General features: G+C 72.0%; 24 protein-coding genes. 9 read left to right on the top strand and 15 right to left on the bottom strand.

What is annotated here, in order from left to right; translation table 11 throughout:
* Positions 1–15: 15 nt before the first annotated feature.
* The 4 genes from ACFYW3_RS29315 to ACFYW3_RS29300 are packed head-to-tail and all read right to left on the bottom strand — an operon-like array spanning position 16 to position 5267.
* Entirely contained in the window at positions 16–1398 is a 1383-nt protein-coding gene (locus tag ACFYW3_RS29315) for an O-antigen ligase family protein (RefSeq protein WP_351749986.1), read from the bottom strand.
* A 2-nt stretch (positions 1399–1400) separates the two neighbouring features.
* Positions 1401–2918 carry an exopolysaccharide biosynthesis polyprenyl glycosylphosphotransferase gene (locus tag ACFYW3_RS29310; protein ID WP_389387894.1) on the bottom strand — a complete coding sequence of 506 codons (1518 nt, stop codon included), beginning with the start codon at positions 2916–2918 and terminating at the stop codon, positions 1401–1403.
* 2 nt (positions 2919–2920) lie between these two features.
* Positions 2921–4123, bottom strand: coding sequence for a glycosyltransferase (locus tag ACFYW3_RS29305; RefSeq protein ID WP_351749987.1), 1203 nt, complete (start codon positions 4121–4123; stop codon positions 2921–2923).
* A 19-nt stretch (positions 4124–4142) separates the two neighbouring features.
* Positions 4143–5267 carry a DUF3344 domain-containing protein gene (locus ACFYW3_RS29300; protein WP_389387863.1) on the bottom strand — a complete coding sequence of 375 codons (1125 nt, stop codon included), beginning with the start codon at positions 5265–5267 and terminating at the stop codon, positions 4143–4145.
* Between the two features lie 390 nt (positions 5268–5657).
* On the opposite strand from ACFYW3_RS29300, the gene ACFYW3_RS29295 reads away from it, so the two are divergent.
* The 4 genes from ACFYW3_RS29295 to ACFYW3_RS29280 all read left to right on the top strand — a co-directional run bounded on the left by ACFYW3_RS29295 (position 5658) and on the right by ACFYW3_RS29280 (position 8309).
* Positions 5658–6068, top strand: a complete 411-nt coding sequence (locus ACFYW3_RS29295) for a rodlin (protein WP_053679627.1) — start codon at positions 5658–5660, stop codon at positions 6066–6068.
* Positions 6069–6343: 275 nt separating this feature from the next.
* On the top strand, positions 6344–6577 hold the full coding sequence (locus tag ACFYW3_RS29290) for a chaplin (RefSeq protein WP_324289527.1): 234 nt from the start codon (positions 6344–6346) through the stop codon (positions 6575–6577).
* 121 nt (positions 6578–6698) lie between these two features.
* Positions 6699–7817, top strand: a complete 1119-nt coding sequence (locus ACFYW3_RS29285) for a chaplin family protein (RefSeq protein WP_389387862.1) — start codon at positions 6699–6701, stop codon at positions 7815–7817.
* A gap of 156 nt (positions 7818–7973) precedes the next feature.
* The gene (locus tag ACFYW3_RS29280) at positions 7974–8309 is read left to right on the top strand and encodes a hypothetical protein (RefSeq protein ID WP_053679633.1); all 336 of its coding nucleotides are present in this window, start codon (positions 7974–7976) and stop codon (positions 8307–8309) included.
* Between the two features lie 75 nt (positions 8310–8384).
* Here ACFYW3_RS29280 and ACFYW3_RS29275 read toward each other — a convergent pair whose 3' ends face one another.
* Both ACFYW3_RS29275 and ACFYW3_RS29270 read right to left on the bottom strand, forming a co-directional pair.
* The gene (locus tag ACFYW3_RS29275; protein WP_351749990.1) at positions 8385–8627 is read right to left on the bottom strand and encodes a chaplin; all 243 of its coding nucleotides are present in this window, start codon (positions 8625–8627) and stop codon (positions 8385–8387) included.
* A gap of 167 nt (positions 8628–8794) precedes the next feature.
* Entirely contained in the window at positions 8795–9346 is a 552-nt protein-coding gene (locus tag ACFYW3_RS29270; RefSeq protein ID WP_389387861.1) for a hypothetical protein, read from the bottom strand.
* Positions 9347–9628: 282 nt separating this feature from the next.
* On the opposite strand from ACFYW3_RS29270, the gene ACFYW3_RS29265 reads away from it, so the two are divergent.
* Entirely contained in the window at positions 9629–10039 is a 411-nt protein-coding gene (locus ACFYW3_RS29265) for a rodlin (RefSeq protein WP_351750069.1), read from the top strand.
* Between the two features lie 101 nt (positions 10040–10140).
* Here the strand turns inward: ACFYW3_RS29265 and ACFYW3_RS29260 are convergent, their stop codons facing one another.
* Entirely contained in the window at positions 10141–10782 is a 642-nt protein-coding gene (locus ACFYW3_RS29260; RefSeq protein WP_351749992.1) for a vitamin K epoxide reductase family protein, read from the bottom strand.
* Between the two features lie 192 nt (positions 10783–10974).
* Here ACFYW3_RS29260 and ACFYW3_RS29255 point away from each other — a divergent pair, with 192 nt between their 5' ends.
* Complete coding sequence (locus ACFYW3_RS29255) at positions 10975–11745, top strand: DUF6227 family protein (protein ID WP_351749993.1); 771 nt, start codon at positions 10975–10977, stop codon at positions 11743–11745.
* 105 nt (positions 11746–11850) lie between these two features.
* Here ACFYW3_RS29255 and pfkB read toward each other — a convergent pair whose 3' ends face one another.
* The 3 genes from pfkB to ACFYW3_RS29240 all read right to left on the bottom strand — a co-directional run bounded on the left by pfkB (position 11851) and on the right by ACFYW3_RS29240 (position 15369).
* Complete coding sequence (pfkB, locus tag ACFYW3_RS29250; RefSeq protein ID WP_389387860.1) at positions 11851–12801, bottom strand: 1-phosphofructokinase; 951 nt, start codon at positions 12799–12801, stop codon at positions 11851–11853.
* Positions 12798–13559, bottom strand: a complete 762-nt coding sequence (locus tag ACFYW3_RS29245) for a DeoR/GlpR family DNA-binding transcription regulator (protein ID WP_351749995.1) — start codon at positions 13557–13559, stop codon at positions 12798–12800. The genes pfkB and ACFYW3_RS29245 overlap by 4 nt, the downstream gene beginning before the upstream one ends.
* Positions 13560–13803: 244 nt before the next feature.
* Positions 13804–15369: an MFS transporter gene (locus ACFYW3_RS29240; RefSeq protein WP_389387859.1), complete on the bottom strand. Its 1566-nt coding sequence runs from the start codon at positions 15367–15369 to the stop codon at positions 13804–13806.
* 62 nt (positions 15370–15431) lie between these two features.
* On the opposite strand from ACFYW3_RS29240, the gene ACFYW3_RS29235 reads away from it, so the two are divergent.
* Positions 15432–16376 (top strand): YafY family protein, encoded by a 945-nt coding sequence (locus tag ACFYW3_RS29235; protein ID WP_351749997.1) that lies wholly within the window; start codon positions 15432–15434, stop codon positions 16374–16376.
* A gap of 127 nt (positions 16377–16503) precedes the next feature.
* Here the strand turns inward: ACFYW3_RS29235 and ACFYW3_RS29230 are convergent, their stop codons facing one another.
* A complete protein-coding gene (locus ACFYW3_RS29230) occupies positions 16504–17481 on the bottom strand; it encodes a sigma-70 family RNA polymerase sigma factor (protein WP_351749998.1) in 978 nt (325 codons plus the stop codon).
* A 242-nt stretch (positions 17482–17723) separates the two neighbouring features.
* Between ACFYW3_RS29230 and ACFYW3_RS29225 the strand changes: the two genes are divergently transcribed.
* Positions 17724–18299 (top strand): GNAT family N-acetyltransferase, encoded by a 576-nt coding sequence (locus tag ACFYW3_RS29225; RefSeq protein WP_389387893.1) that lies wholly within the window; start codon positions 17724–17726, stop codon positions 18297–18299.
* Here ACFYW3_RS29225 and ACFYW3_RS29220 read toward each other — a convergent pair.
* The 3 genes from ACFYW3_RS29220 to ACFYW3_RS29210 form a co-directional block, all read right to left on the bottom strand.
* Positions 18296–19063 (bottom strand): class III extradiol ring-cleavage dioxygenase, encoded by a 768-nt coding sequence (locus ACFYW3_RS29220; protein ID WP_351750070.1) that lies wholly within the window; start codon positions 19061–19063, stop codon positions 18296–18298. The genes ACFYW3_RS29225 and ACFYW3_RS29220 overlap by 4 nt on opposite strands.
* Before the next feature lie 118 nt (positions 19064–19181).
* The gene (locus tag ACFYW3_RS29215; RefSeq protein WP_351750000.1) at positions 19182–20714 is read right to left on the bottom strand and encodes an MFS transporter; all 1533 of its coding nucleotides are present in this window, start codon (positions 20712–20714) and stop codon (positions 19182–19184) included.
* 84 nt (positions 20715–20798) lie between these two features.
* On the bottom strand, positions 20799–21473 hold the full coding sequence (locus tag ACFYW3_RS29210) for a TetR/AcrR family transcriptional regulator (RefSeq protein ID WP_389387858.1): 675 nt from the start codon (positions 21471–21473) through the stop codon (positions 20799–20801).
* Between the two features lie 248 nt (positions 21474–21721).
* Here ACFYW3_RS29210 and ACFYW3_RS29205 point away from each other — a divergent pair, with 248 nt between their 5' ends.
* Positions 21722–22999, top strand: coding sequence for a M6 family metalloprotease domain-containing protein (locus ACFYW3_RS29205; protein WP_351750002.1), 1278 nt, complete (start codon positions 21722–21724; stop codon positions 22997–22999).
* Between the two features lie 32 nt (positions 23000–23031).
* On the opposite strand, the gene ACFYW3_RS29200 is transcribed toward ACFYW3_RS29205, so the two are convergent.
* Entirely contained in the window at positions 23032–23799 is a 768-nt protein-coding gene (locus ACFYW3_RS29200; protein WP_351750003.1) for a thioesterase domain-containing protein, read from the bottom strand.
* Between the last annotated feature and the right edge of the window lie 50 nt (positions 23800–23849).

Here is a 23849-nt window from a genome sequence, read left to right as displayed (position 1 = left end):
AGGGCGGGGTGCCCGTCACCGGCCGGCCGGCCACTCGGCGGCCGGTCGGCCCCGTCCGGTGCCGGTCGCGAACACGCCCTCCGGGTCGCCCGGGGAGGACAGCGCCCACCAGGCGGCGAGCCCGATGATCACCCCGGTCAGCACGGTGGACGGCCCGCCGATGTCCGCGTAGAGGAAATCGGTCAACTGCCACGCCAGGAGCCCGACGGCGATCAGCCCGCAGTCCCGGGCGCCTCGGCCGGAGGCGCACCGGCGGACGCCCGCGACCAGCAGCACCGCCCAGCCGCCGACGAGTGCGGTCAGTCCGATCAGACCCTGCTCGCTGAGCACGAGCAGGTACATGTTGTGCGGGGACAGCAGCGGTTGCTTGATGAACGCCTGACCCGCGCCCCCGGTGTCGCTGCCGGCGGACAGGGCCAGGCCGGAGTGGCCGTCGCGGTGGGCCGGGAAGCCCTTGAGGCCGACGCCGGCCGCGGGTCGCTCGCGCCACATCGACTCGGCGGCGGCCCACATGGTGTAGCGGTCGGTGACCGATTGGTCGGGGGCGTCGGAGACCTGGGTGATCGAGGTGAGTCGTTCCGCGACCATCTCGGAGCCGACCCCGAGCCCGCCGACGAGCACCACACCGAGCGCGACGAGCGCCACCAGTACCTTGAGCGCCCGCCGGATCCCGGCGATCGCCATGACGAGGACGGCGGCGCCGAGGGTGGCGATCCACGCGCCCCGGCTGAACGACAGCACCAGCGGCAGGATCAGGGCGAGCGCGCACCCGGCCGCGACCCTGCGGACGCGGCGCGGCAGTCCCGGGGACAGTGCGGCGGCGGTCGCGACGATCAGCCCGTACGCGACCACCGTGGCCATGCCCATGACGTCACCGGGGCCGAAGGTGCCCACGGCACGGATGTCCTCGCCCTGGTACGAGGCGCCGGTGTGGGTCGCGAACTGCGCGACTCCGACGGCTCCCTGGACCAGTGCCAGCACCACGAAGCAGGCGGCGGCCGACCGGAACTCGCGGGCGTCCCGCACCAGCAGCACGATCGCCGCCGGGACCAGCACGAAGACCTGGAGGTAGCGGACGAACCCGGGCAGGGCCGCGTACGGGTCCCCCGCGGTGACGGTGGCCACCGCGAGCCCCACGGCGGGCAGTCCGAGGACGGCCGCCCCCAACGGGGTCAGCGCCCGCACCCGGCCGCGCACCGCCTGTACGGCGCACACGAGGACGAGCAGCAGTGAGGCGGCGTCGGCGGGTCCGACCTTGCCCGAGGTGGTGGCATCGCCCGCCGGCAGCGGGGCGAGGAGGAACAGGACGGTCGCGGCGAGCGGCAGCAACGGCCAGTGCCGGCGCAGCAGCCCACCGACGTCCGGGCGGACCCGGGGGCTCGATACGGCAAGGCTCATGCTCAGCTGCCCCCCAGCCGGAAGCGGAAGAACCCGGCCGCGGTGCGGGCGAGGATCCACAGGTCCTGCCACAGCGACCAGGTGTCGATGTAGTGGTTGTCGAAGCGGGCCCGGTCCTCGATGGAGGTGTCCCCGCGCAGTCCGTTGATCTGCGCGAGTCCGGTGATCCCGACGGGCATCCGGTGGCGGGCCTCGTAACCGGGGTGCACGCTGCTGAACTTGGCGACGAAGAAGGGCCGCTCGGGGCGAGGACCGACCAGGCTCATGTCACCCCGTACGACGTTCCACAGTTGTGGCAGCTCGTCCAGCGAGGACTTGCGCAGGAAGGAGCCGACCGGACTCATCCGCCGGTCGCCGGCGACCGTCCACCGGGTGGCGGACTCGTGCGGATCGGCGCTCAGGGTGCGGAACTTCAGCAGGGTGAAGGGGCGCCCGTACAGCCCGACCCGCTCCTGCCGGAAGATCACACCGGGCCCGTCGACGAGCCGTACGGCCAGGGCGCAGGCGGCCATCACGGGCCCGGCGAACAGCAGGGCGAGCGCGGCGAGCGAGGAGTCGATGATCCGCTTCGCGTACCGCTCCAACGGCCGGGAGGGGCGGGGCAGCAGCGGCTGCACGGCGTACCCCCAGAGTTGGTCGGCCGGCTGTGCCACCCGCATGCCGGTGACCTTGGCGGTGCCGGCGGGGTCGGCGAGCCAGAGCCGGCAGCCGTGGTCGTGGAAGAGCCGGACCAGTGAGGCGGTGCGCTCGTCGGCCTCCGGCGGGCGGGTGAAGACGGCGTGCCGGACGGAGTTCTGGATGACCGCCCGCCGGATGTCCTCGTGGGTGGCGAGCACCGGCAGGGGGGCGTGCTCCCCGTCGCCGGCGCCGGTGTCGGCGATCCCGACGGGCCGCAGTCCGTACTCGGGTCGCCCGTGGAGGGCGGTGGCGACCGCCCCGGCGCCCGCGCCGGGACCGACGACGAGCGCGGAGGCGGGCGAGCGGAGCGCCGCGCGCCGGTGGAGCTGGTTCACGAGGCCCCGGCCGGCGCAGACCAGCAGGATCTGGAGGCAGACGGTGCCGAGCAGCTCGCTCCACCCCATGGCCTGTCGGGGGTGGAAGGCGGCCAGGACGGCGGCGGCCCCGCACCACAGGACCGCGGCCCGACCGGCGAGCGCGGGCAGTTCGAACAGCGCGGAGGGCGCGAGCCGCGGCCGGTACAGCCCGGCCTGCGCGTGCAGCGCGAGGAGCAGGACCGCGAGGGGCAGGGCGGCCTCTGTCGGAAGGCCCGGTCCGGGTACGGCCGAAACGGTGAGCACGGCGGCCAGCGCGTCGGAGGTCACCAGCGGGACGACCCGGTCGCGGGGGCGGACGCGCCGCGGCCGGACGGCGGTCCTGGCCGCTTCGACCTGGGGCCCGCGCGGGGGGTGGATGGCGGTCACGGAACGGCGGGCTGGGGTGGGGGGCGCGGGCGCGAAGGCGCTGCTCCCGGCGGGCCCCGTGCCGCCCTGCCCGGGGTGCCGGGCGGGTGCGCTGTCCATCGTCATCGGCTGATGCGCTCCTGGTTCAAGGGCCGGGGCCTGCCCAGCAGTTCGTGGTACAGGCCGGTGACCGCGTCCGTGGTCCGCCGTACGTCGAAGTCGGTCCGGGCGTGCTCCCTGGCCCGCTCCCCGAGTTCGGCGAGCAGCCGCGGCTCGGCCAGCAGCCCGCAGAGGGCCTTGGCCAGTGCCGTCGGGTCCTCCGGTGGCACCAGGCACAGCCGCCCCTGGCCGGGCGGCAGACTTTCCCGGGCACCGCTGACGTCGGAGACCAGGACCGGGCGACCGCAGGCCATGGCTTCGAGCGGGGCGAGCGCCATGCCTTCCCACCGCGACGGCAGTACAACGAGATCGGCGGCCCGAAGCCACGGTCGGATGTCGGAGGCGGCCCCCGCGAAGAGGACGCCCGGCGGGGCTCCCAGGCGCAGCCGTTCGGTGTCGGGGCCGTCCCCGACGAGGGCCAGTCGGGCGCCCGGGACCGTCGCCGACACCTGCGGCCAGGCCTTGAGCAGGAGGTCCTGGCCCTTCTGCGGGCAGAGCCGGCCGACACAGACGACGAGCGTCGCGTCGCCCCGGAACTCGGCGGGCAGCGGGAGTTCGGCGCGGGCCGCCGCCCGGTCGAGGTCGCGGTCGGCGGCGCCGGGCCGGAAGTGGTCGGTGTCCACGCCGTTGCGGATGACCGACCAGCGGGCGGTGATCCCCTCGGACTCGCCGGCCCGGCGTTCCGCCTCGCTGACGCAGAGCACCCGGTCGGCCCACCGGGCACCGAACCGTTCCCAGCGCAGCGCGAGCGCGGCGGTGGCGCCGCCCACGGCGTCGAAGGACCAGGCGTGCGGCTGGAACACGGTCGCCACGGTGCCGCGCGCGGCCAGCCGCCCGGCCAACCCGGCCTTGGCGCTGTGGGCGTGCAGCAGATCGGGGCGGACGCGGCGGATCAGCCGCGCGGCGCCGAGCACCTCGGCGGGCAGCCCGGGCCCGGGGGATCGCCCGGCGCGCCAGGTGAGGACCTCGGCGCCGGCGTCGTGGGCGTCGTCGGCGAGTCGGCCGCCGCGCGGGCAGCCGACGACGACGCGCAGTCCGGCGGCGGCTTGCGCCCGGACCAGGTCGGTGACGACCCGGGCGACCCCGCCGTCCACGGGTTGGACGAGATGGAGGACGGTACGGAGTACCGCCGGGGACGAATCTGCTGTCGAACGGTTGGTCGACACGTGGAGTGATCTCCTACGTTCAGCGGCGCGCGTCTGTCTGAACGAAGAGCACACCGAGGAATTGGCCCTGACTTTCGCCCGTGAACTTGAAACTCAGGCTGCGGGCACCACCGGACAGGGCGGGACTCAGATCGAACACGTCCGCGTCATATCCGAGGGTATTCATATGTTCGGGCTGTCGCACGAACGAGGGACGTCCGAATTCCGTGATCGTGGAATTCATAACATCATTAAAAGGATTTTCTGAATCACTGAGACTCACACGCCGGCCACTGTCCGCCGTCACCGTCAGTGAGTCCCCGAGGACCCCCCGGTCCCCGTCGTAGGCGACCACCCCGGCCTTGCCGACGGACCCGGCCGGCGCGTCCAGCCCGGCGACCTCCACCGTCCGACCGGCGGCCTCGCCCGCCCCCGGGACCAGCCCGTCGAACCCGTCGTGGACGGAGACCCGGCGCAGTGGTTCCTGCGGGTGCTCGTAGGCGACGACCAGCGTCCAGCCGCCCCAGGCCCCCACCACCGAGTGCCCCATCGCGATGTTGAGCTGGGCGACCGTCCACATCCCCGCGCCGCCCTTGCGGACCAGCGGGGTCACGTCCGCCGAGGCCTGGTAGGCGTCGCTGCCCGCGTCACTGCGGTGCCCGATCACGGTGTCCGCGAGGACTTCCTTGTACGCGCCGCCCGGCTCGGCGACCAGCACGCGGCCGTTGTCCTCCGGCGGCTTCTGCTCGCCGACCCGCAGGTTCCCGCCCCAGTACAGCCGGGCGTACTCGACCTTCGCGCCCTGCGGGACCTTGAGCTCGGCCCGGGTGGAGTTGTAGGTGTCGGGGTCCGTGTCGACCTCGCTGTAGAACATCTCGTAGTCGCCGTTGACCCCCGCGGCGCCGCGCTGGACGTCGGCGCACGGTTCGGCCTGAGGGTTCTCCTCCTTGCGACAGCTGATCCCGGAGTTCGAGGCCCGGACCAGCCCGCCGTTCAGCACGGCCTGGTAACGCTGCGTGAAGGGGATCCGGGCCTGCTCCTTGACGGTGACGTCGGAGACACGGGGACCGGCGAGGACCGCCGCACCGGCCGCCGGAACGTTCGCCGAAAGTGTGAGGCAGGACAGCAGACCGAGTGCGCCGAGGATTCTGCGGGAGGAACCCATGACCCTGTCTCCATTTTCGATCAAGGGGACAAAACAGGAGTGAACTTTGTCAGAAATCAGGCTGGAAATCACGCCGGACTCGCTCGTACGGCCTTTTGGGCGATAACACGCACCCTCAAAGTGGGCGGGTCGTTATGGGGGTTGCCCCACCGCTCGGAACCGAAAGGGAAAACGGGGTCCGGAAGGGGTCGGCGCGTCGGGGACGACGCTCCGGCGAACGGCCTCACCCACGACACCCGCCCCGCGTCCGGCGCCATCGGCGTCAACGCCCGACGTCAACCGCGGCGCCCGAAACTTCGGCATCCGAGTGAAGACACGCAACCCGAGCCGGGGCAGCGCCGTTGATCCGGGTGCTCCAGTACCGGGCAATCCTGCAAAAAAGGGACGACAATGATCAAGAAGTTTGTAGCCGGCGCAGCGGTTGCCGCCTCCGTCGTGGGTCTGGGTGCCGCGATGGCCCCGTCGGCCATGGCCATCGGCAACGACGGCGGCATCAACACCGCCAACGGCAACAACTCGGCGCAGATCTACGGCAACCAGGCCACGTACGGCAACATGAGCCCGCAGATGGCGCTCATCCAGGGCTCCTTCAACAAGCCCTGCATCGCCCTGCCGGCCAAGGCCAACGTCCAGTCCGTGCTGGCCCTCGTCAACGTCGGTGTCCAGGACATCCCGGTCCTGTCCAGCCCGCAGAACCAGCAGTGCACCGAGAACTCCACCCAGGCCAAGGGTGACGAGGCCCTGTCGCACATCCTCAGCAACATCCCGGTCCTCTCCGGCAACGCCTCCGCCGGCAGCTGACCGCCGCCCCGTACGTGGGCATTCCCCCGGCCGGGTCCGGGGAACGAGGCCGTCGCACCTTCGGGTCGCGGCGGCCTCGCCGCGTGTGAGGGCACTCGAATCGCGGGAACGGCCGGAAATCCGCCCCCACGAATTCCACACCCCGCGCGACTTTTAACGCGCGAGCATCGGAGTGAAATGCGGAACGGCCCCGGAAAATTCGCGGTTTCTTTTGCCGGACCCGCTCGTTGTTATTTGTGCAGTGGATACGCCTCTGCGGGAAGGATCGAAAACAAATGACGTACAAGAAGGCACTGGTGCTGGCCGCCGGCGTGCTGATGGCCGCCGGTGCAGCCTCCCCCGCCATGGCCGACTCGGCCGCCGAGGGCCAGGCCATCGGCTCCCCCGGCGTCGCCTCCGGGAACCTCGTCCAGGTTCCGGTGCACGTCCCGGTCAACGTCTGCGGAAACACCGTCAACGTGATCGCCCTGCTGAACCCCGCGTTCGGCAACACCTGCGTCAACGCCTGACGAAGCGTCTGCGCCCGCGAGGGCGAACCTCCTCGGGGTGGCCTCGGAGTGCACGGCGGTGCACTCCGAGGCCTCCTTCGATACAGCACCGGCCGCAGCGCCGGTAGACAGGGAAGGACCCATGCGACAGGTACTGAGCCGACAGGTGCTGGGCAAGGGGATGCTCACGGCGGCGGCCGCCTCCAGCCTGCTGTCGATCGCGACCGGCGCGGCCTACGCGCATCCCGGGGCGATGGCCGAGGCCTCGCACTCACCGGGGGTGCTGTCCGGCAACAGCGTCTCGGTACCGATCACCTTCGCGCCGAACGTGTGCGGCAACAGCGTGGACGGGGGTGCCGCGCTCAACCCCTCCATGGGCAACACCTGCGCCACCACCACCGGCTCCGACGCCGCTTACGACTACGAGCGGCACCTCGGCCCCGAACACGCCGCGATGTTCGAGCGCTACCTCGACGAGCGTCAGGGCGGCCGGCACGCGATGCCGCAACAGCGGGACGAAGAGCCCCGCAGGCAGGCACCCAAGCACGCGGCGCCCAAGCACGCGGCACCCCGGCACGCGGCGCCCCGCCACGACGAGGCCCGGCATGCGGACCCCCGTCACCAGGGCGGCCACGGGAGCGCGGAGGAGGAGTGCGACGACCACCCGCCGGTCGGCCCCCCGAACCCCGAGCCCCGCCCGCAGGCGGAGCACCCGGCCGCCCCGGTGCCCCACCCGGCGCCCCCGGCTCCGAGGCCGCTCCCCCGGCCGCACCCGCTGCCGGGTCCCGTCGCGGAGCACCCGGCCCCGAAGCCGCTGCCCGAGCCCGTTCCGATGCCCGAGGCGCCCGCCCCGGTCCAGGAGGCACCCGTACCGCTTCCGGCGCCCGAGCCCGAGTGGGAGCAGCCGAAGACGCTCCCGGCGCCCGCCCCCGGTCCGTCGTTCGAGGACGAGGTCACCGGGCCTCCGCGCGGCAGCATGCCCGTGACGCACCCCGCGCCGGAGGTCGTGCGCCCCGCGGACCAGCCGCCGGCCGCTCCCGCCGGCGACCTCCCCGTCCACCTGCCCCCGGTACCGGCGCCCGCCCCGGCTCCGGTCGCCGCTGCGGCCCCCGCCCTCCCGCCGATGGTGGCCGTCCCGGCCCCGGCCGCGGTACCGGAACTCGCGGCCACCGGAGCGGGTCAACAGGCCGCCGCGGCCGCCCTCGCCACGGCTCTGATCCTGGGCGGCGCCATTCTGTACCGAAGGTCCCGTATCGCCTGACCGGCAATACCGGTAATCAGAAGAAATGTCGGCCGGAGAATCCCTGGTGGATTCTCCGGCCGTTGCCGCGTTCGCTCGCGCGTTTCCGTATCGACGGGGAATCGTTAGCCAGGTCGAAAGCGGCGCGACGGTCGCCGCTGGAAAAGGATTTCGATAATGAAGTTCACGAAGGTCGCCGCTGTCGTCGCCGGCTCCGTGGCCCTCCTCGGCGCCGCGTCTCCCTCGTTCGCCGCCGGGACCCCGGCCGCGATGCCCCCCATGAGCCTGACCGGGGGACTGAGTGACGCGCTGACGGCCACCACCGGCGCCACCGAGAACCTTCCCAACGAGGCGCTGGCCGAGCAGGGCGACAGCCTGGGCAAGGTCGTCGGCACCGTGCAGACGCTCAACAAGGCCCGCAACGACCTGCCGGGCGAGACCCTGAAGCTCGCGAACGGTGCCACCCAGGCCTCCCCGCTGCTCGGCGGCGTGGACCTCAACGGCGGTCGCTGAATCCGACCGGACGCGACATGACCGTGGGCGCCACCGGCGAGGCCGGGGCGCCCACAGTCATGAGGTCGACTGACGTCAGTTGTTGACGCAGACGTTGCCGAACGCGGGGTTCAGCAGGCCGATGACGTCGACCGAGTTGCCGCAGACGTTGACCGGAATGTGGACCGGCACCTGGGCCAGGTTGCCCGAGAGGACACCGGGGGAACCCACGGCCGCGCCCTCGGCCGAGGAGTCGGCGGAAGCGGCGCCCGCGGCACCGGCCACAGCGAGACCAGCGGAGGCCAGGGCCACGGCGGCCTTCTTGGCAGCAGAGTTCATGGGAAGTGCACCTTCTCTTCGACGTCCTGCCCCGATCCCGGGGCTCACACCGAGCGAAACGGTTCTGGTTCCCAAACGACACGGGTGAGCACCGAATCAGACCTGTTCAGCCCAATGGTCTTGACCCCGGCGCCCTTCCGGGCCGTTCCCCGCCACCCTCTCGACGGCTACGGCACGTCGGGGATCTCCGGGATGTCGGGCACCAGGTTCACCGGCAGCGCGGGGACGGCGGGCACCGCGGGCAGGGCCGGGATGTCGGGCACCAGGTTCACCGGCAGCGCGGGGACGGCGGGCACCGCGGGCAGGGCCGGCAGCGCGGGTACTGCCGGGACGGCCGGGACCGCGGGCGCGGCCGGCACGGCGGGGATCTCCGGGAGCTTGGGGACCTCGACCGGCACCTGCGGGACGGTCGGGATCTCCGGCAGCGTGGGCAGTTGGATCGGCGGCAGCTTCACCCCGGCCGGCAACAGGCCCTCCAGGGACTTCAGCAGCCCCTCCAGCGTCGTGCGGAGCGTGGCGAGCAGATCGTCGATCGGCCCGGCGGCCGCGCGGGCCTCGATGCCCTCGATCTGTTCCTGCACGGCTTCCACGCGTCGCGTGAGGGCCGCGCCCGCGCCGCTGTCGGCGGCGCTCGCGGGGGCGACAGCGCCGGAAAGTACGGCGACCGCGAGGACAGCGGGGACGAGGACGCGGGCGCGGAACGTCTGCTTGCGGTGCATGAATCTTCCTTCTGCTGGTCGCACGAATGCGGACCCGAGCGATCCGCTTCCTGACCCACCGTGCGAACACCTCGTACGCTCCGCAACCGGAACGCGGGCGCCGGCACGTCCCACTGAGGGCTGCGTACGGCCTTCGCGCACGCGTCCGGGGCCGCCTCACCCTCGCTGGGGAAAAGCGCGCCCCAAGCGGGCCGTTTGAGTGAAGCAGCGGAACCAACCAGGCACCGGGCAGTTGATCAGGGCGCTCCACTAGCGGGCACTCGTGCGACAAAAGGACCAATGATGCTCAAGAAGATCATGACCGCCGCCGCGGTCTCCGCCGTTGCCGTCGGCGCGGGCGCTGCTGCTGCCGCCCCGGCCATGGCCATCGGCAACGACAACGGCGTCAACACCGTCAACGGCAACGGCGCCTCGCAGATCTACGGCAACCAGAAGACCAGCGGCGACCTGAGCCCGCAGCTCGGCCTGGTCCAGGGCACCCTGAACAAGCCCTGCATCGGCCTGCCGGCCAAGGTCAACGCCCAGTCGCTGGTCGCCCTGCTCAACATCGGTGTCCAGGACGTCAACGTCCTGTCCAACCCGCAGAACCAGCAGTGCACCGAGAACTCCACCCAGGCCAAGGGCGACGAGCCGCTCTCGCACATCCTGGACAACATCCCGGTCCTGTCCGGCAACGGCTCCCTCGGCAGCTGATCTCCGCTCCCCCTCACGTCCGGGCCGTGGATGCCCGTGGAGCGATGTGACGAGGGCCCCGGCAGCCACCGGCCGCCGGGGCCCTCGCATGTCGTCGGCCGTCAGCTCGTCCAGAACTCCCACCACCGGGTCAGGATCAGCATGCCGATCACGCCGAGGTGCAACGCGGGCGGAGCCCAGCCGAACTCGGCGAAGAACCCGCGTACCGGGCCGGGTGCGGGGAGGATGCCCGCGGCGACGGTGTGGGCGGTGACCGCCCAGAACATCAGCAGCGTCGCCACCCAGGCGAGACAGCACCACAGGCAGAGGGCGTTGATCTCGTAGAGGGACTGGACCATCAGCCAGCCGCAGAAGACGGTGCCGAAGAGGGTGCCCGCGTTCAGGCCGAGCCAGAACCAGCCCCGGTGGTGGGCGCCGGCCAGCAGGCCCACGCCCACGCAGACCACGACCGCGTACGCCGCCAAGCCCAGCATGGGATTGGGGAAACCGAAGGCGGCCGCCTGGTCGCTCTTCATCACGCTGCCGCAGGAGACCACGGGGTTGAGGCTGCAGGCGGGCTTGAAGTTCGGGTCCTCCAGCAGGAGGAACTTGTCGAGGGTGATGACCCAGGAGGCCAGCACTCCGGCGGCCCCCGTGAGCACCAGCAGCCACGCCAACCCCTTTCCGGGGGCGTCGGGTCGGTCCTCGCGTCGAGTGTCGGGGCGACCCTGCTGCCGCGGGACGCCCACTGTGTTCGTTGCCATGTGACCCATGGTCGCGCGCCATGCCCCAGACCGGGGCCAATCATGCCTATTCGTACGCAAGTTGACCTGAAGGGGTGGCGGGAACCCCCGATGCTTCCCGGACGTTTTACCGAACCCCGGACGTGATGTCAGAGCCAGGGGTTACGTTGAGCTTCTGTGAAGTGACAAGCTGCGACGGCCTGGAGACCCACCTTGAGCGATCCGTACGAGACAACCGAGGCGCACCTCGATCGACTCCTGGGCCGCGCCCTCAACTCCTTCGATCTGCCGGACCTCCTGGTCGAGCGCCTCGGGACGGCGCTCGCCCACAGCTCCTCGCTGTCCACCACGCACCACAGTCCCTCCGCGGGGCTGTGGCGGGAGACCCACTGGCACACGTACCTGTTGGCCGACGGGGGTTCGGAGGCGCTGTGGGAGTTGGCGTACCGGCAGGAGGGTGACCGGGCCGTCCGACACGAGGTGTTCGCGAGCAAGGCGGACCTCTGCACGGCCGTGACCCGGCTCTTCGGCGAGGTCCCCGCGCGGGTGGCGCGGGATCTGGCGGCGTCCCCGTCCGGGGGCGGGCCGGTCGAGGACGTGGCTCCGCTCGGCGCGCTGTTCGCGGCTCCGGGTCCGGCGCTGCGGCATCGGGAGTACACGGTGGAGCAGTCCGCCGACCACGCCCGGCGGGTGCTGCGGCGCGCGGAGAACGTGGACCGGCCGGGCGAGCGGTTGGCGGAGCGGCTGCGGTCCGCGTACGCGCACCAGATCACCCAGGCGTTCGGCGGGAGGCGGAGCCTGACGTCCGGGCGGGACGCGGGATTCAGCCTGTACGAGCACGCGTTCGTGCTCCTGGACGGCTCCGAGGTCAGCCTGTGGGAGGTCGAGCACACGGCGACGCCGGACGGGCGGCACATGTGCGAGGTCTACGAGAGCGAGACCACCGCACGCGGGGCGATGGAGCTCCGCGCGCGGGTTCGCTGACACGGGGCCGGCCGGGTCGGGCGGCGACGGTCACACCCCTGCTCCGCCAGGGTGTGGAGGTCCCCCGCTCGCGGCGGTGACCCGGCGCGGGCTCTTTCACCCGCTTCAATCGGCGGCGGGTTCGGTCAGGGGGAGGTCGAGCGGTAGGTCTCGGGTCACGCGGACCGCGTCGGGGCGCAGGTCGGCGGGGGTCGGCATGGCGCTGCCGGGCAGTTGCACGGCGGCCGCGCCGTGGGCCAGGGCCGAGGCGAGGGCCGCGGGGCCGGTGCCGCCGGCGATCAGGAAGCCGGCCAGGGAGGCGTCGCCCGCCCCGACGTCGCTGCGGATCTCGGCGGCGGGTGCGGTGCCGTAGTGGTCGCCCTCGGCGGAGATCAGCAGTTGGCCGTCGGCTCCGAGGGAGGCCAGTACCGCCCGTGCCCCCAGGGCGCGCAGTTCCCGGGCGGCGTCGACCACGTCGCCGAGGGTGGCCAGCGGGCGGCCGACGGCGGCGGCGAGTTCGTGGACGTTCGGTTTGATGACGTCGGGGCGGGCCGGGAGGGCCGCGAGGAGCGCCGGGCCGGAGGTGTCCAGGGCGATCCGGGCCCCCGCTCCGCGGGCACGGGTGACCAGTTCGGCGTACCACTCGGGGCGCAGGCCGCGCGGCAGGCTGCCGCAGCAGGCGATCCAGGCGGGGCTGCCGTCGTGGGTCCGGACCGTCTCCAGGAGCAACGCCGATTCCTCCGGGGCGAGTTCCGGACCCGGTGCGTTGATCTTCGTGAGGGTGCCGTCCGGTTCGGCGAGGGAGATGTTGGAGCGGGTCTGTCCGGCGATCGAGACCGCCGTCACGTCCACGCCCTGTGCGCCCAGCAGTTCGGCGATCAGCGCGCCGGGGGCGCCGCCGAGCGGGAGGACCGCGGTCGTGCGGACGCCCGCGGCCGCGAGGGCTCGGGAGACGTTGACCCCCTTGCCGCCCGGGTCGACGCGGTCTCCGGTGGCGCGCAGGACGTCGCCCCGACCGAGCGAGGGGACCTCGTAGGTCCGGTCGAGGGAGGGGTTGGGGGTGACGGTGAGGATCATACGAGCGCAACTTCCGTACCGGCGGCCTCGATCGCCGCCTTGTGGGCGGGGTCGAGCCCCGTGTCCGTGATGAGGAGGTCGATGTCCGCGAAGGCGCCGAAGCGCGCGAAGTGTTCCTGGCCCGCCTTCGAGGAGTCGGTGAGCAGGACCACGCGGCGGGCCGCCGCCATGGCGGCGCTCTTGACGGCGGCTTCGGCGAGGTCGGGGGTGGTCAGACCGCCGTCCGGGGTGAAGCCGTTCGTCGCGAGGAAGAGGACGTCCGCGCGGATCTCCCCGTACGCGCGCAGGGCCCAGGCGTCGACGGCGGCGCGGGTGCGGTGTCGGACCCGGCCGCCCACGAGGTGGAGGTCGACGCCGGTGTGGTTCGCGAGCCGGGCGGCGGCGGGCAGGGCGTGGGTGACCACGGTCAGCGCCGAGTCGACGGGGATGGCGGCCGCGAGCCGCGAGACGGTGCTGCCCGCGTCGAGGATGACGCTGCCGCCGTCGGGCAGTTCGGCGAGGGCGGCGGACGCGATGCGGTCCTTCTCGTCGGCGGCGGTGGCCTCGCGCTCGGTGAGGTCCGGTTCGAAGTCGAGGCGGCCGGCCGGTATGGCCCCGCCGTGCACCCGTCGGACCAGGCCGGCCCGGTCGAGGGCGGTCAGATCGCGTCGCACCGTCTCGGCCGTGACCTGGAAGCCGTCGGCGAGGGAGAGGACGTCGACCCGGCCCGCCTCGCGGGCGAGGCGGAGGATCTCTTGCCGGCGCTCAGGTGCGTACACGTGGATCCAGGTCCGTTCACGTCCGCCGAATGCCCGATTGCGTGTGTTCCCTTGCACGGTACGCCCAGTTTTGCCCCGGAAACAAAATAAACGGGCATGCCCGACTCCGGAGAGCGGACATGCCCGTCTGTCGCGCGGCGCACCGCCTCGCGGCCGGGCCGTCCCTTTCGGATCTTGCCGGGGTGACAAGATCCGAAAGGGACGACCTGGTGCTGTGACCGGAATGGTTCCCGGTGTCACGGCGCTAGTGGGCGCCTTCGCGCTCCTCCGTCGATACCGCCTTGCGCGGGAGCATGAACATCACCGCGAAGATCAGGACCAGGACCGCCGCGACCCACCACAGCGCGCTGCGGAAGGCCTCGACGTACGGGGCGCCGAGGACCCTGTCGTCGTCGATGAGCCCGAAGAAGACGACCGAGGTCAGGCCGAGGCCCAGCGCGTTGCCCATCTGGCCGGTGGTGTTGATCAGGCCCGAGGCCGAGCCGGCGTGCTCGCGCGGCACCTGTGAGAGCACGGTGTCGGTCAGCGGCGCGACGATCAGGCCCATGCCGATGCCCATGACGACCAGCGGGGCGGCCATCTGCCAGGAGGCGATCTCCATGCCGTAGTGGTCGGACTCCCAGATGTAGAGGAGCAGACCCGCGGCCATGGTGAGCGCACCGGCCTGGAGCACCTTGCGGCCGAAGCGCGGTACGAGCTTCTGCACGGACATGCCCGCGGCGACCGAGACGGCGATCGAGAAGGGGATGCCGGTGGTGCCGGCGCGCAGGGCGCTCCAGCCGAGGCCCATCTGCATGTACAGCGTCCAGACCAGGAAGAAGATGCCGGTCGCGATGCCGAAGGTCAGTTGAACGGCGATGCCGCCGGCGAAGCTCTTGACCTTGAAGAGGGACAGTTCCACGAGCGGGGAGCCGTCCTTGCGGATCTTGTGCTTCTCGTACGCGATGAAGCCCGCGAAGACCACCGGCGAGAGGACCATGCAGACGAAGCCCCACAGCGGCCAGTCGTTCTCCCGGCCGTGGGTGAGCGGGAAGATCAGCATGACCAGGGCGAGGGTGGCGAGCACGACGCCGACCAGGTCGAGGCGCAGCGCCTTCGGGGCCTTGGACTCGGTGATGAACTTGCGTCCCAGGAGCACGCCGGCGATGCCGACGGGCAGGTTGATCAGAAAGATCGGGCGCCATTCGAGGTCGAACAGGTTCCACTCGGTGAGCAGTGCGCCGAGCATCGGGCCCGAGACGGCGCCGAGGCCGACGATCGCGCCGAACATGCCGAAGACCTTGCCGCGCTCGTGCGGCGGGAAGGTGACGTGGATGATCGCCAGGACCTGCGGGACCATCAGGGCCGCCATGGCGCCCTGGAGGACGCGGGAGGCGACGAGCATGGAGGGGTTGGCGGCGATGCCGCAGAGCAGCGAGGCGGCGGTGAAGCCGGCGATGCCGATGAGGAAGACGCGCTTGCGGCCGTAGATGTCACCGAGACGACCGCCGGTGATGAGGCCGGCGGCGAAGGCGAGCGCGTAGCCGGCGGTGATCCACTGGATCGCGCTGGTGGAGGCACCGAAGTTCGCGCGCATGGTGGGTATCGCGATGTTGACGATCGTGACGTCGACGAGGTCCATGAAGGCCGCGGTCATCACGATGGCGAGCGCCAGCCAGCGGCGGCGGTCCGCGGGGCCGGCAGCCGCGACGGCCGCGGCCTCGGAGGCGCCTGATGCGCCGGTTGCGTCGGTGAGGGGGGTGTCGTTCCGCTCTTCTGGTACGGGCCCGTTCTCTCTTTCGGGCGATGCCTTGGCTGTCTCGGTGCTCATGGGAAAGAACCTAGACGGCATCTAGGTCAGTCGGTGACCTATTTCTCCGGCAATCTGAAGCCATGAACGACACCCCGGCGCGGTTGCTCACCCTGCTGTCCCTCCTTCAGACGCCGCGCGAATGGCCCGGGAGCGAGTTGGCGGAGCGCCTGCGCGTGAGCGCCCGCACGATCCGGCGCGACATCGACCGGCTGCGGGAGCTGGGGTACCCGGTGGAGGCCACGCTGGGCTCGGAGGGCGGATATCGGCTGGTGGCGGGCGCTGCGATGCCCCCGTTGCTCCTGGACGACGAGGAGGCCGTGGCCATCGCGGTGGGGTTGCGGGCGGGTGCCGGGCACGCGATCGAGGGGATCGAGGAGGCCTCCGTACGGGCCCTCGCGAAGCTCGAACAGGTCCTGCCGTCGCGGCTTCGCCGCCGGGTGAGCGCCCTGCAGTCGGCGACGGTCGCGGTGTCCCGGGGTGACGGGGCGACGGTGGATCCGCGGACCCTGACGACGATGGCGGCCGCGGTGGCGGGTCCGGAGCGGCTGCGGTTCGACTACCGGGCCCGGGACGGCGCGGCCACGCGGCGGCTGGTGGAGCCGTATCGGCTGGTGAGCACCGGGAGCCGGTGGTACCTGGTGGCCTACGACCTGGAGCGCGAGGACTGGCGGACGTTCCGGGTGGACCGGGTGAGCGAGCCGTTCGCGACGGGGGCGCGGTTCGCCGCGCGGGTGCTGCCGATGGAGGCGGAGGAGTTCGTGCGGCGGGGGCTGCGGGGCGGGGAGACGTACCGGGTGGAGGTGACCTTCGCGGCGACGGTGGACGCCCTGCCGGGGTGGCTGCGGGCGGACGCCGTGGAGGAGCGGGGCGGCTGCCGGGTGCGGTTCGACACCGGGGAGACGCCCGAATGGGTGGCTGCGCGGCTGGCGCTGACGGGATTGGGGTTCGCGGTCCGGGAGCCGGCGGCGCTGGCGGACAGCGCGCGGGGGCTCGCGGAGCGGCTGAGCGCGGCGGCCGGGGCGTAGCCGGGGCGGCGCCGAGCGGGCCCCGGTCGAGGGGCGGCCGGGGGCCGGTCCGGGTACGAGAGAGCCCCCGGCACCTGGGGGGGGTTAGGCGCCGGGGGCTCGTGGAGGGGGCTTCTTCGCGGGCCGGTCAGGCCACGGCGTCGAAGCCGGTGTCACGCGCCATCTTCTTCAGTTCCAGCAACGCGTGCTTCTCGATCTGGCGGATCCGCTCACGGGTCAGGCCGTGCTGCTTGCCCACCTCTGTCAGCGTACGCTCCCGACCGTCGTCGATGCCGTAACGCATCTTGATGATCGACGCGGTGCGCTGGTCGAGCTTGCCGAGCAGGTCCTCCAGTTCCTCGCTGCGCAGCAGCGAGAGCACGGACTGCTCCGGGGAGATCGCCGAGGTGTCCTCCAGGAGGTCACCGAACTGCGTGTCGCCGTCGTCGTCCACCGCCATGTTGAGGCTGACCGGGTCACGGGCCCAGTCCAGGACGTCGCCGACGCGCTTCGCCGTCGAGTCCAGCTCGGCGGCGACCTCCGTGTGCTCCGGGTCGCGGCCGTTCTCGCGGTTGAACTCGCGCTGCACCCGACGGATCCGGCCGAGCTCCTCGACCAGGTGGACGGGGAGGCGGATGGTGCGGGACTGGTCGGCGATGGAGCGGGTGATGGCCTGGCGGATCCACCACGTGGCGTAGGTGGAGAACTTGAAGCCCTTGGCGTAGTCGAACTTCTCGACCGCGCGGACCAGGCCCGCGTTGCCTTCCTGGATCAGGTCGAGCAGCGGCAGGCCGCTGCGCGGGTAGCGGCGGGCGACGGCCACGACGAGGCGGAGGTTCGAACGGATGAAGACTTCCTTGGCGCGCTCGCCTTCGGCGGCGAGCGCCTCCAGCTCCTCGCGGGCCGGGGTCTCCCCCGTACGCTCTATCGCGTCGTCGAGGATCTGTCGGGCGTACACGCCCGCCTCGATGATCTGCGAGAGCTCCACTTCCTTGGCCGCGTCGAGCAGCGGGGTGCGCGCGATCTCGTCGAGGTACATGCCGACCAGGTCGCGGTCTGCGATCTCCCCGCCCACGGCGCGAGCGCTGCTCGTGGACTGACGGCGGGCGACGGCGCGGGTTGCCATGCGTGCTCCCTTGCGATGCGATGAGTTCGGTCGCGGTGCGGCTGCGGGACGCGTCGTGTTCTCCGAGTGGTGCGGATGATGCGTCCTTCGGACACTCTCCCGAGTGCCCGCTTTCGAAGGAAACAACGACTGGAAACGGGACAGAATTCCCACGCCGGCCCCTCTTTTCCGAGATCTTGCAGTATCCTGCCCCGCCACGCCCCGTCACCGAAGGAGACAGTGTGCGGTCAGATCTCGAAGAGGTGCAGGTCAGGCCCGGGGTGGCGGCCGACCTGCCGGCACTCACGGCGTTGTACAACCACTACGTCCGTGAGACCGCCGTCACATTCGACACGGTGGCCTTCACCCCGGAACAGCGCCGCCCTTGGCTGCACTCCCACCCTGAAGACGGCCCCCATCGGCTTCTGGTTGCCTGGACTGGCGAGCGAATGGCCGGATACGCGACAAGCAGCGCTTTCCGCCCGAAACCGGCCTACGTGGGCTCGGTGGAGGTCAGCGTGTACCTCGCGCCGCACGCGGTCGGTCGGGGCGTCGGCACGCTCCTGTACGAGGCACTGTTCGCGGCGCTCGCCGACGAGCCGGTCCACCGGGCCTACGCGGGCATCGCCCTGCCGAACGAGGCCTCGGAACGCCTCCACGCGCGGTTCGGCTTCCGCCGTGTCGGGGACTTCACCGAGGCGGGCCGGAAATTCGACCGCTTCTGGGACGTCCGCTGGTACGAGAAGGCGCTGCGGGACCCGGACCAGGCCGTCCAGGCCGTCTCTTCCGGATCTTGCCTGACCCGCGTCGCCCGGCAAGATCCGAAAGAGACGGCCTAGCCGAACTGGAGGGAGCGCTTCGAGAGGCCCATCCAGTAGCCGTCCACGGGGGTGCGGGGCGCCGTGAGGTCGCCGGTGGACTCGGCCGCGCCCAGGGTGACGAACAGCGGGGCGAAGTGTTCCGTGCGGGGGTGGGCGAGGCGACCCGCGGGGGACTTCGTCTCGAAGTCGAGCAGGGCGTCGACGTCGGAGGCGGCCAGCGCCTCCCGGCCCCAGGCGTCGAACTCCGCGGACCAGCCGGGCACGCCCGGGCCTGTGTGCCGCAGCGCGGCGAGGTTGTGCGTGAAGAACCCGCTGCCCACGATCAGCACGCCCTCGTCGCGCAGCGGCGCGAGGCGGCGGCCGATGTCCATGAGGCGGGTGGGGTCCAGGGTCGGCATGGAGATCTGGAGGACCGGTATGTCGGCCGCGGGGAACATCTCCACCAGCGGGACGTACGCGCCGTGGTCCAGCCCCCGGTCGGGGATGTCCTGGACGGGCGTGCCCGGGGCCCGCAGGAGGGCCCGTACCGAGGCGGCCAGGTCGGGGGCGCCCGGCGCCTCGTAGCGCACTGCGTAGTAGTGCTCGGGGAAGCCCCAGAAGTCGTACACGAGCGGGACGGGCTCGGTGGCGCCGAGGGCGAGCGGGGCTTCCTCCCAGTGGGCGGAGACCATCAGGATCGCCCGGGGGCGGGGGAGGTCGGCGGACCAGGCGGCGAGTTCACCGGGCCAGAGCGGGTCGTCGGCCAGCGGGGGTGCGCCGTGACTCAGGTACAGGGCCGGCATGCGGGTCACGGGACACTCCTCGGTGGTCGGGCGGGGCCGCGGAACAAGACTAACCCCACTTCGTTCAAATTTGAACGAAGTGGGGTCGTCAGTCATTCCCGGGCCCGTGCCCCGGGTGTCAGTGGGCGACCACCGGGATCTTGATCTCGGCCTCGGCGCCCTCGCCGGAGGCCACCGGGGCACCCGCGCCGGGGCGGCCCGTGGTGATCAGGGTGAAGGCGATCAGCGAGCTGGTCACCAGGATGCCGACGGCCCACCAGATGGCCGAGGAGTAGCCCTCGACCATGGCCTGGGCCTGGATCAGCTTCGCCGCCGGACCGCCGGCCGCGGCCTCGGCCGCGTGGTCGGTCAGGTACGCGGTCGTCGCGGAGGCGGCGATGGTGTTCAGCAGGGCGGTGCCGATCGCGCCGCCGACCTGCTGCGAGGTGTTGACCATGGCGGAGGCGACACCGGCGTCGGCCGGGTTCACCCCGTGCGTGGCCAGGGACATGGCGGGCATGAACGCCGAACCCATGCCGAGGCCGAGCAGGAGCTGCGCGGGCAGGATCAGCGCCGGGTAGGAGGACCCGACCTCGAGCTGCGTCAGCAGCAGCATGCCGGTGGCGGCGAGCAGGAAGCCCGGGCCCATCAGCAGCCGCGGCGGGACGCGGGTCATCAGGCGGGCGCCGATCTGGGTGGAGCCCGTGATCATGCCCGCGATCATCGGGAGGAAGGCGAAGCCGGTCTTGACGGGCGAGAAGCCCTTGACGACCTGGAGGTAGTAGGTGAGGAAGAGGAACAGGCCGAACATCGAGATGACGGCGAGGCCCAGGGAGAGGTAGACGCCGCCGCGGTTGCGCTCCAGCAGGACGCGCAGCGGCAGGAGCGGCGACCTCACCCTGGACTCGACGTAGACGAAGGCCGTGAGCAGCGCCGCCGAGGCGATGAACATGGTCGCGGTCACGGTGTCCGACCAGCCGGCGGACTCGGCGCGGGTGAAGCCGTAGACCAGCGCGACCAGACCGAGGGTGGAGAGGATCACGCCGGGGATGTCGAGCTTGGCGGGGTTGCGGGCGCCGGCGGGCTCACGGATGACGAACCAGGCACCGACGGCCGCGACGATCGCGAAGGGGATGTTGACGAAGAAGGTCCAGCGCCAGTTGAGGTACTCGGTGAGGAAGCCGCCGAGGATCAGGCCGACGGCGCCGCCGCCGCCCGCGATCGCGCCGTAGATGCCGAAGGCCTTGGCCCGCTCCTTGGCGTCGGTGAACATGACGGCCAGCAGCGAGAGCGCGGCCGGGGCGAGCAGCGCGCCGAAGGCACCCTGGAGGGCGCGGGCGCCCAGCATCATGGCCTCGCCGGTGGCGGCGCCGCCGAGCGCGGAGGCCAGGGCGAAGCCGATCAGACCGACGACGAAGGCGTTCTTGCGGCCCCACTTGTCGGCGATGCGGCCGCCGAAGAGGAGGAGACCGCCGAAGGCCAACGCGTAGGCGGTGATGACCCACTGACGGTTGCCGTCCGAGATGCCGAGGTCGGTCTGGGCGGACGGGAGGGCGATGTTCACGATGGTCGCGTCGAGGACGACCATCAGCTGGGCCAGGGCTATGAAGACGAGTGCCTTCCAGCGGCTGGGGTCGGCAGCCGGCGCGAGGGTCGCGGCTGTTTTCGGCATGGGAGTACCCACTCACTGTGCGGAATGACTGAAAATCAAGGTTTAGGGAGGATTTACGACGCTAAGGGGTGCGACCCGGCGGCGTCACATGGTTTTCCGCCTGAGGTCCCCCAGGGCCGCCGGGGCACCCGGCAGCACGGAGCGCGCCGGAGCCCGCAACCCGTCGAGGAACAGTTGGAGATGACGGTGGACGAAGCGGTCCATGTCGGGGCAGCCGGTACCCGGGAGGGGACGGCTGAGCTGGGAGAGCGCGAGCATCAGGTCACCCGCGCCGATGTCCGCGCGGAGCAGCCCGGACTCCTGCCCGGTGAGCACGAGCGTCTGCACGGCGTGCTCCAACGCGACCCGGGACGCGATGAGTTCGGGGTGTTCCTGGTCGAAGTCCCCGGAGAGCATGGGGCACAGGGCCCCGATGCGCTCGTCGGCGGCCGCGTGCGTGAAGTGGCACAGCGCGGCGAAGGCGTCGCCCTCGTCGGCCGACGCGACCTCGGCGAGGGCGTTCTCCGCGTGGACGGTGACGCGGCCCATGACGTACAGGACCACGTGGTGGACCAGGGTGGCCCGGTCCGGGAAGTGTCGGTAGAGCGTGGCGTTGCCGATGCCGGCCCGGCGGGCGACCTCGTCGAAGGGGGCGGTCGAGCCGAGTTCGACGAGTACCTCGCGGGCCGCGGCCAGGATGCGTTCGCGGTTGCGGACGGCGTCGGCGCGCGGGCGCGGAACTTTCGCCTCGATGCCGACGACGGCGACGGGGGTCTTCATTCCGGGGCCTCCTCGGCATGGAGCCTCCCCCAACCGGGGAAGCGGTCCCCGCTTCGTGGGACGTAGATGCAAACGGGGATCGCGTCCCCGGTTATTTCACTCGTCGGTGTGACCTGAGTCACGCCCTTCTCGGGTCGTGCTCCCGTTTGGCCTCTCCCGACGCGCGGGCGCGCCGCAGCCGTCGGAGGGTGAGGCAACGGAGAGCAGTTCGGGTCCGGCCGGCTGCCGCGGACCCGAAGGCGATCTCCATGCCGCAGACCCGCCACCGGATACGCACACCACGCCGCACCTGCGCGTACATCGGCCTCACCGCGCTGGCCCTCGGCGTCTCGGCGACGGCGAGCGACGGGACCTCCCATCGCGGCCACTCGGCGTCCGGGCCCGTCTCGACGAGCGCCGAATCGGTACTGGCTCCCTGCCGGATCACGGGCACCATGGGCGTCCAGATGTCCGAGGGCCTGCCGACGCCCCCCGGGTACTCGCGGTCGACCGGCGAGGTGCGGGCCCTGAACCTGATGATCGACTTCCCCGACGCCAAGGGCGAGGGCACGGCCGTGGACCGGATGTCGGAGTTCTTCCCGCAGACCGCCGACTGGTTCCGCACCAGCTCCTACGGGCGGCTCACGTACCTGGCCGAGGCTCCGATAAGGACGTGGCTGCGGATGCCGATGCCGTTCGCGGCGTACGGGATCGGGCGCGGCTCCCCCTACGAGCCCGGGTACCGCCAGCTCGTCGAGCACATCGCGAAGGCCGCCGACTCCGAGGTGGACTTCAGCCGCTACGACCTCATCAACATCCTGGTCACCCCGAACGCGGGGCCCTCCGCCCTGGACACGGTCCTGTCCGTGACCTTCTCCGGCAACGGCGAGGCCCCCGTCGCCGACGGGGTGCCCCTGGCGAACACGTCCTTCGTCTACAGCCGCCAGGACGACGGCTCCGGCACCTACCGGGAGACCGGGTACCGGGTGCTCCCGCACGAGAACGGGCACGTCTTCGGGCTGCCCGACCTGTACACGTCCGACGGCGGCGGCACGGTCGGGCACTGGGACATCATGAGCGAGGACTGGGGCTCCAACAACGACCTGCTGGGCTGGCACAAGTGGAAGCTGGGCTGGCTCGACGGCGACCAGATCAGCTGCGCCTCCAAGTCCGGGGTGAGTGATCACGTGCTGTCCCCGCTGGCGGTGCGGGGCGGCAAGAAACTGGCCTTCGTCCCGCTGTCGGAGAGCGTCGGGTACGCGATCGAGGTGCGCACCCAGGCGGGCAACGACGAGTCCGTCTGCAAACCGGGCGTCCTCATCTACAAGGTGGACTCCGACATCGACACCGGGCGCGGACCGGTCACCGTGTCCGACAGCGCGGACGCCAGCGGAGGCTGTACCCGGCGGCCGAACGTGCACGCGGAACTGTCCGACGCGCCGTTCCGGCCGGGCGAGACCTTCAGCGACGACAAGGCGGGCATCAGCGTCTCGGTGGTGGGAGAGCTGCGCGACGGCAGCTTCCAGGTGCGCGTCTCCCGGCCCTAGGCCGGGACGGCCCCAGGCCGGGACGGCCGCCCTCAGGGGGCGTGGTCCGCGGTGAACTGGTCGAGATTGCCGACGAGGGCGTCCACCACCGCGTCGGGGCTGTCCGCGAGGAGCATGTGGCCGCCCGGCACCCAGGCGCCGCGGACGTTCTCGCTGAACAGCGACCAGTCCTCGGTCCGCTCGTCGGGACACAGGTCGTCCGCGTCCCCGAACACGGTCAGCAGCGGGCAGGCGAGGAGCGGTTCCGGGCCCGAGGTGTAGTCCTCGACGGCCACCATGTCCGCGACGACGGCCGGCAGCACCAGGCCGAGCATCTCCGGGTTGGCGGCGAGCGATCGCGGTACCCCGCCGAACTCCCGGAGGATCTCCAGTACGCGGGCGGGGTCGTCCGTGTCGCGCAGGGACGGACGGTCGGGGTCGGGTTTCTCCGTCACCGCCCACTGCGAGACGACCACCAGCCCGGCGACGAGGTCGGCGCCGGCGCCCTGTACGGCGCGTACGGCCTCCAGGGCGATCACCGCCCCGGAGCACACGCCGACGACGATCAGGGGGGCGGTGCCGGGCAGGGCGCGGAGGGTGGCCACGACGTCGGCCACCAGGCCGGGCAGTGCGGGAACGCTCTCGCGCAGGCGGGACTCCCGGCCGGGCAGCCGGGCCGTGGCGACGAGCCAGTCGGCCGGGGCGCGCTCCGCGAAGGCCAGACCGGCCGCCGCGCCCGCGCCGGCGTGCGGAAGGATCAGGACGCGCAGGACGGCGTCCCGCGGGTCGGCGCCTTTGATGACGACGTTTCGTGCGGACATGCTCGGTCTCTCCCGGAGGACGTGGGTCGGGGCGCGGGGGCCGCGGGCGG

The sequence above is a fragment of the Streptomyces sp. NPDC002602 genome (assembly GCF_042889445.1).
Classification (GTDB): Bacteria; Actinomycetota; Actinomycetes; order Streptomycetales; family Streptomycetaceae; genus Streptomyces.
The sequence above is the reverse complement of the archived record's forward strand: the minus strand, read 5'-3'. Positions and strand labels throughout refer to the sequence as shown.

Excerpts from the sequence above, each read along its gene's own strand:
- ACFYW3_RS29315 (WP_351749986.1), bottom strand. The coding sequence starts at position 1,398 with ATGAGCCTTGCCGTATCGAGCCCCCGGGTCCGCCCGGACGTCGGTGGG.
- ACFYW3_RS29235 (WP_351749997.1), top strand. The coding sequence starts at position 15,432 with ATGAACGACACCCCGGCGCGGTTGCTCACCCTGCTGTCCCTCCTTCAG.
- ACFYW3_RS29270 (WP_389387861.1), bottom strand. The coding sequence starts at position 9,346 with ATGCACCGCAAGCAGACGTTCCGCGCCCGCGTCCTCGTCCCCGCTGTC.
- ACFYW3_RS29310 (WP_389387894.1), bottom strand. The coding sequence starts at position 2,918 with ATGGACAGCGCACCCGCCCGGCACCCCGGGCAGGGCGGCACGGGGCCC.
- ACFYW3_RS29275 (WP_351749990.1), bottom strand. The coding sequence starts at position 8,627 with ATGAACTCTGCTGCCAAGAAGGCCGCCGTGGCCCTGGCCTCCGCTGGT.
- ACFYW3_RS29260 (WP_351749992.1), bottom strand. The coding sequence starts at position 10,782 with ATGGCAACGAACACAGTGGGCGTCCCGCGGCAGCAGGGTCGCCCCGAC.
- ACFYW3_RS29295 (WP_053679627.1), top strand. The coding sequence starts at position 5,658 with ATGATCAAGAAGTTTGTAGCCGGCGCAGCGGTTGCCGCCTCCGTCGTG.
- ACFYW3_RS29210 (WP_389387858.1), bottom strand. The coding sequence starts at position 21,473 with ATGAAGACCCCCGTCGCCGTCGTCGGCATCGAGGCGAAAGTTCCGCGC.
- ACFYW3_RS29205 (WP_351750002.1), top strand. The coding sequence starts at position 21,722 with ATGCCGCAGACCCGCCACCGGATACGCACACCACGCCGCACCTGCGCG.
- pfkB (WP_389387860.1), bottom strand. The coding sequence starts at position 12,801 with ATGATCCTCACCGTCACCCCCAACCCCTCCCTCGACCGGACCTACGAG.
- ACFYW3_RS29215 (WP_351750000.1), bottom strand. The coding sequence starts at position 20,714 with ATGCCGAAAACAGCCGCGACCCTCGCGCCGGCTGCCGACCCCAGCCGC.
- ACFYW3_RS29220 (WP_351750070.1), bottom strand. The coding sequence starts at position 19,063 with ATGCCGGCCCTGTACCTGAGTCACGGCGCACCCCCGCTGGCCGACGAC.
- ACFYW3_RS29230 (WP_351749998.1), bottom strand. The coding sequence starts at position 17,481 with ATGGCAACCCGCGCCGTCGCCCGCCGTCAGTCCACGAGCAGCGCTCGC.
- ACFYW3_RS29290 (WP_324289527.1), top strand. The coding sequence starts at position 6,344 with ATGACGTACAAGAAGGCACTGGTGCTGGCCGCCGGCGTGCTGATGGCC.
- ACFYW3_RS29200 (WP_351750003.1), bottom strand. The coding sequence starts at position 23,799 with ATGTCCGCACGAAACGTCGTCATCAAAGGCGCCGACCCGCGGGACGCC.
- ACFYW3_RS29300 (WP_389387863.1), bottom strand. The coding sequence starts at position 5,267 with ATGGGTTCCTCCCGCAGAATCCTCGGCGCACTCGGTCTGCTGTCCTGC.
- ACFYW3_RS29265 (WP_351750069.1), top strand. The coding sequence starts at position 9,629 with ATGCTCAAGAAGATCATGACCGCCGCCGCGGTCTCCGCCGTTGCCGTC.
- ACFYW3_RS29280 (WP_053679633.1), top strand. The coding sequence starts at position 7,974 with ATGAAGTTCACGAAGGTCGCCGCTGTCGTCGCCGGCTCCGTGGCCCTC.
- ACFYW3_RS29285 (WP_389387862.1), top strand. The coding sequence starts at position 6,699 with ATGCGACAGGTACTGAGCCGACAGGTGCTGGGCAAGGGGATGCTCACG.
- ACFYW3_RS29240 (WP_389387859.1), bottom strand. The coding sequence starts at position 15,369 with ATGAGCACCGAGACAGCCAAGGCATCGCCCGAAAGAGAGAACGGGCCC.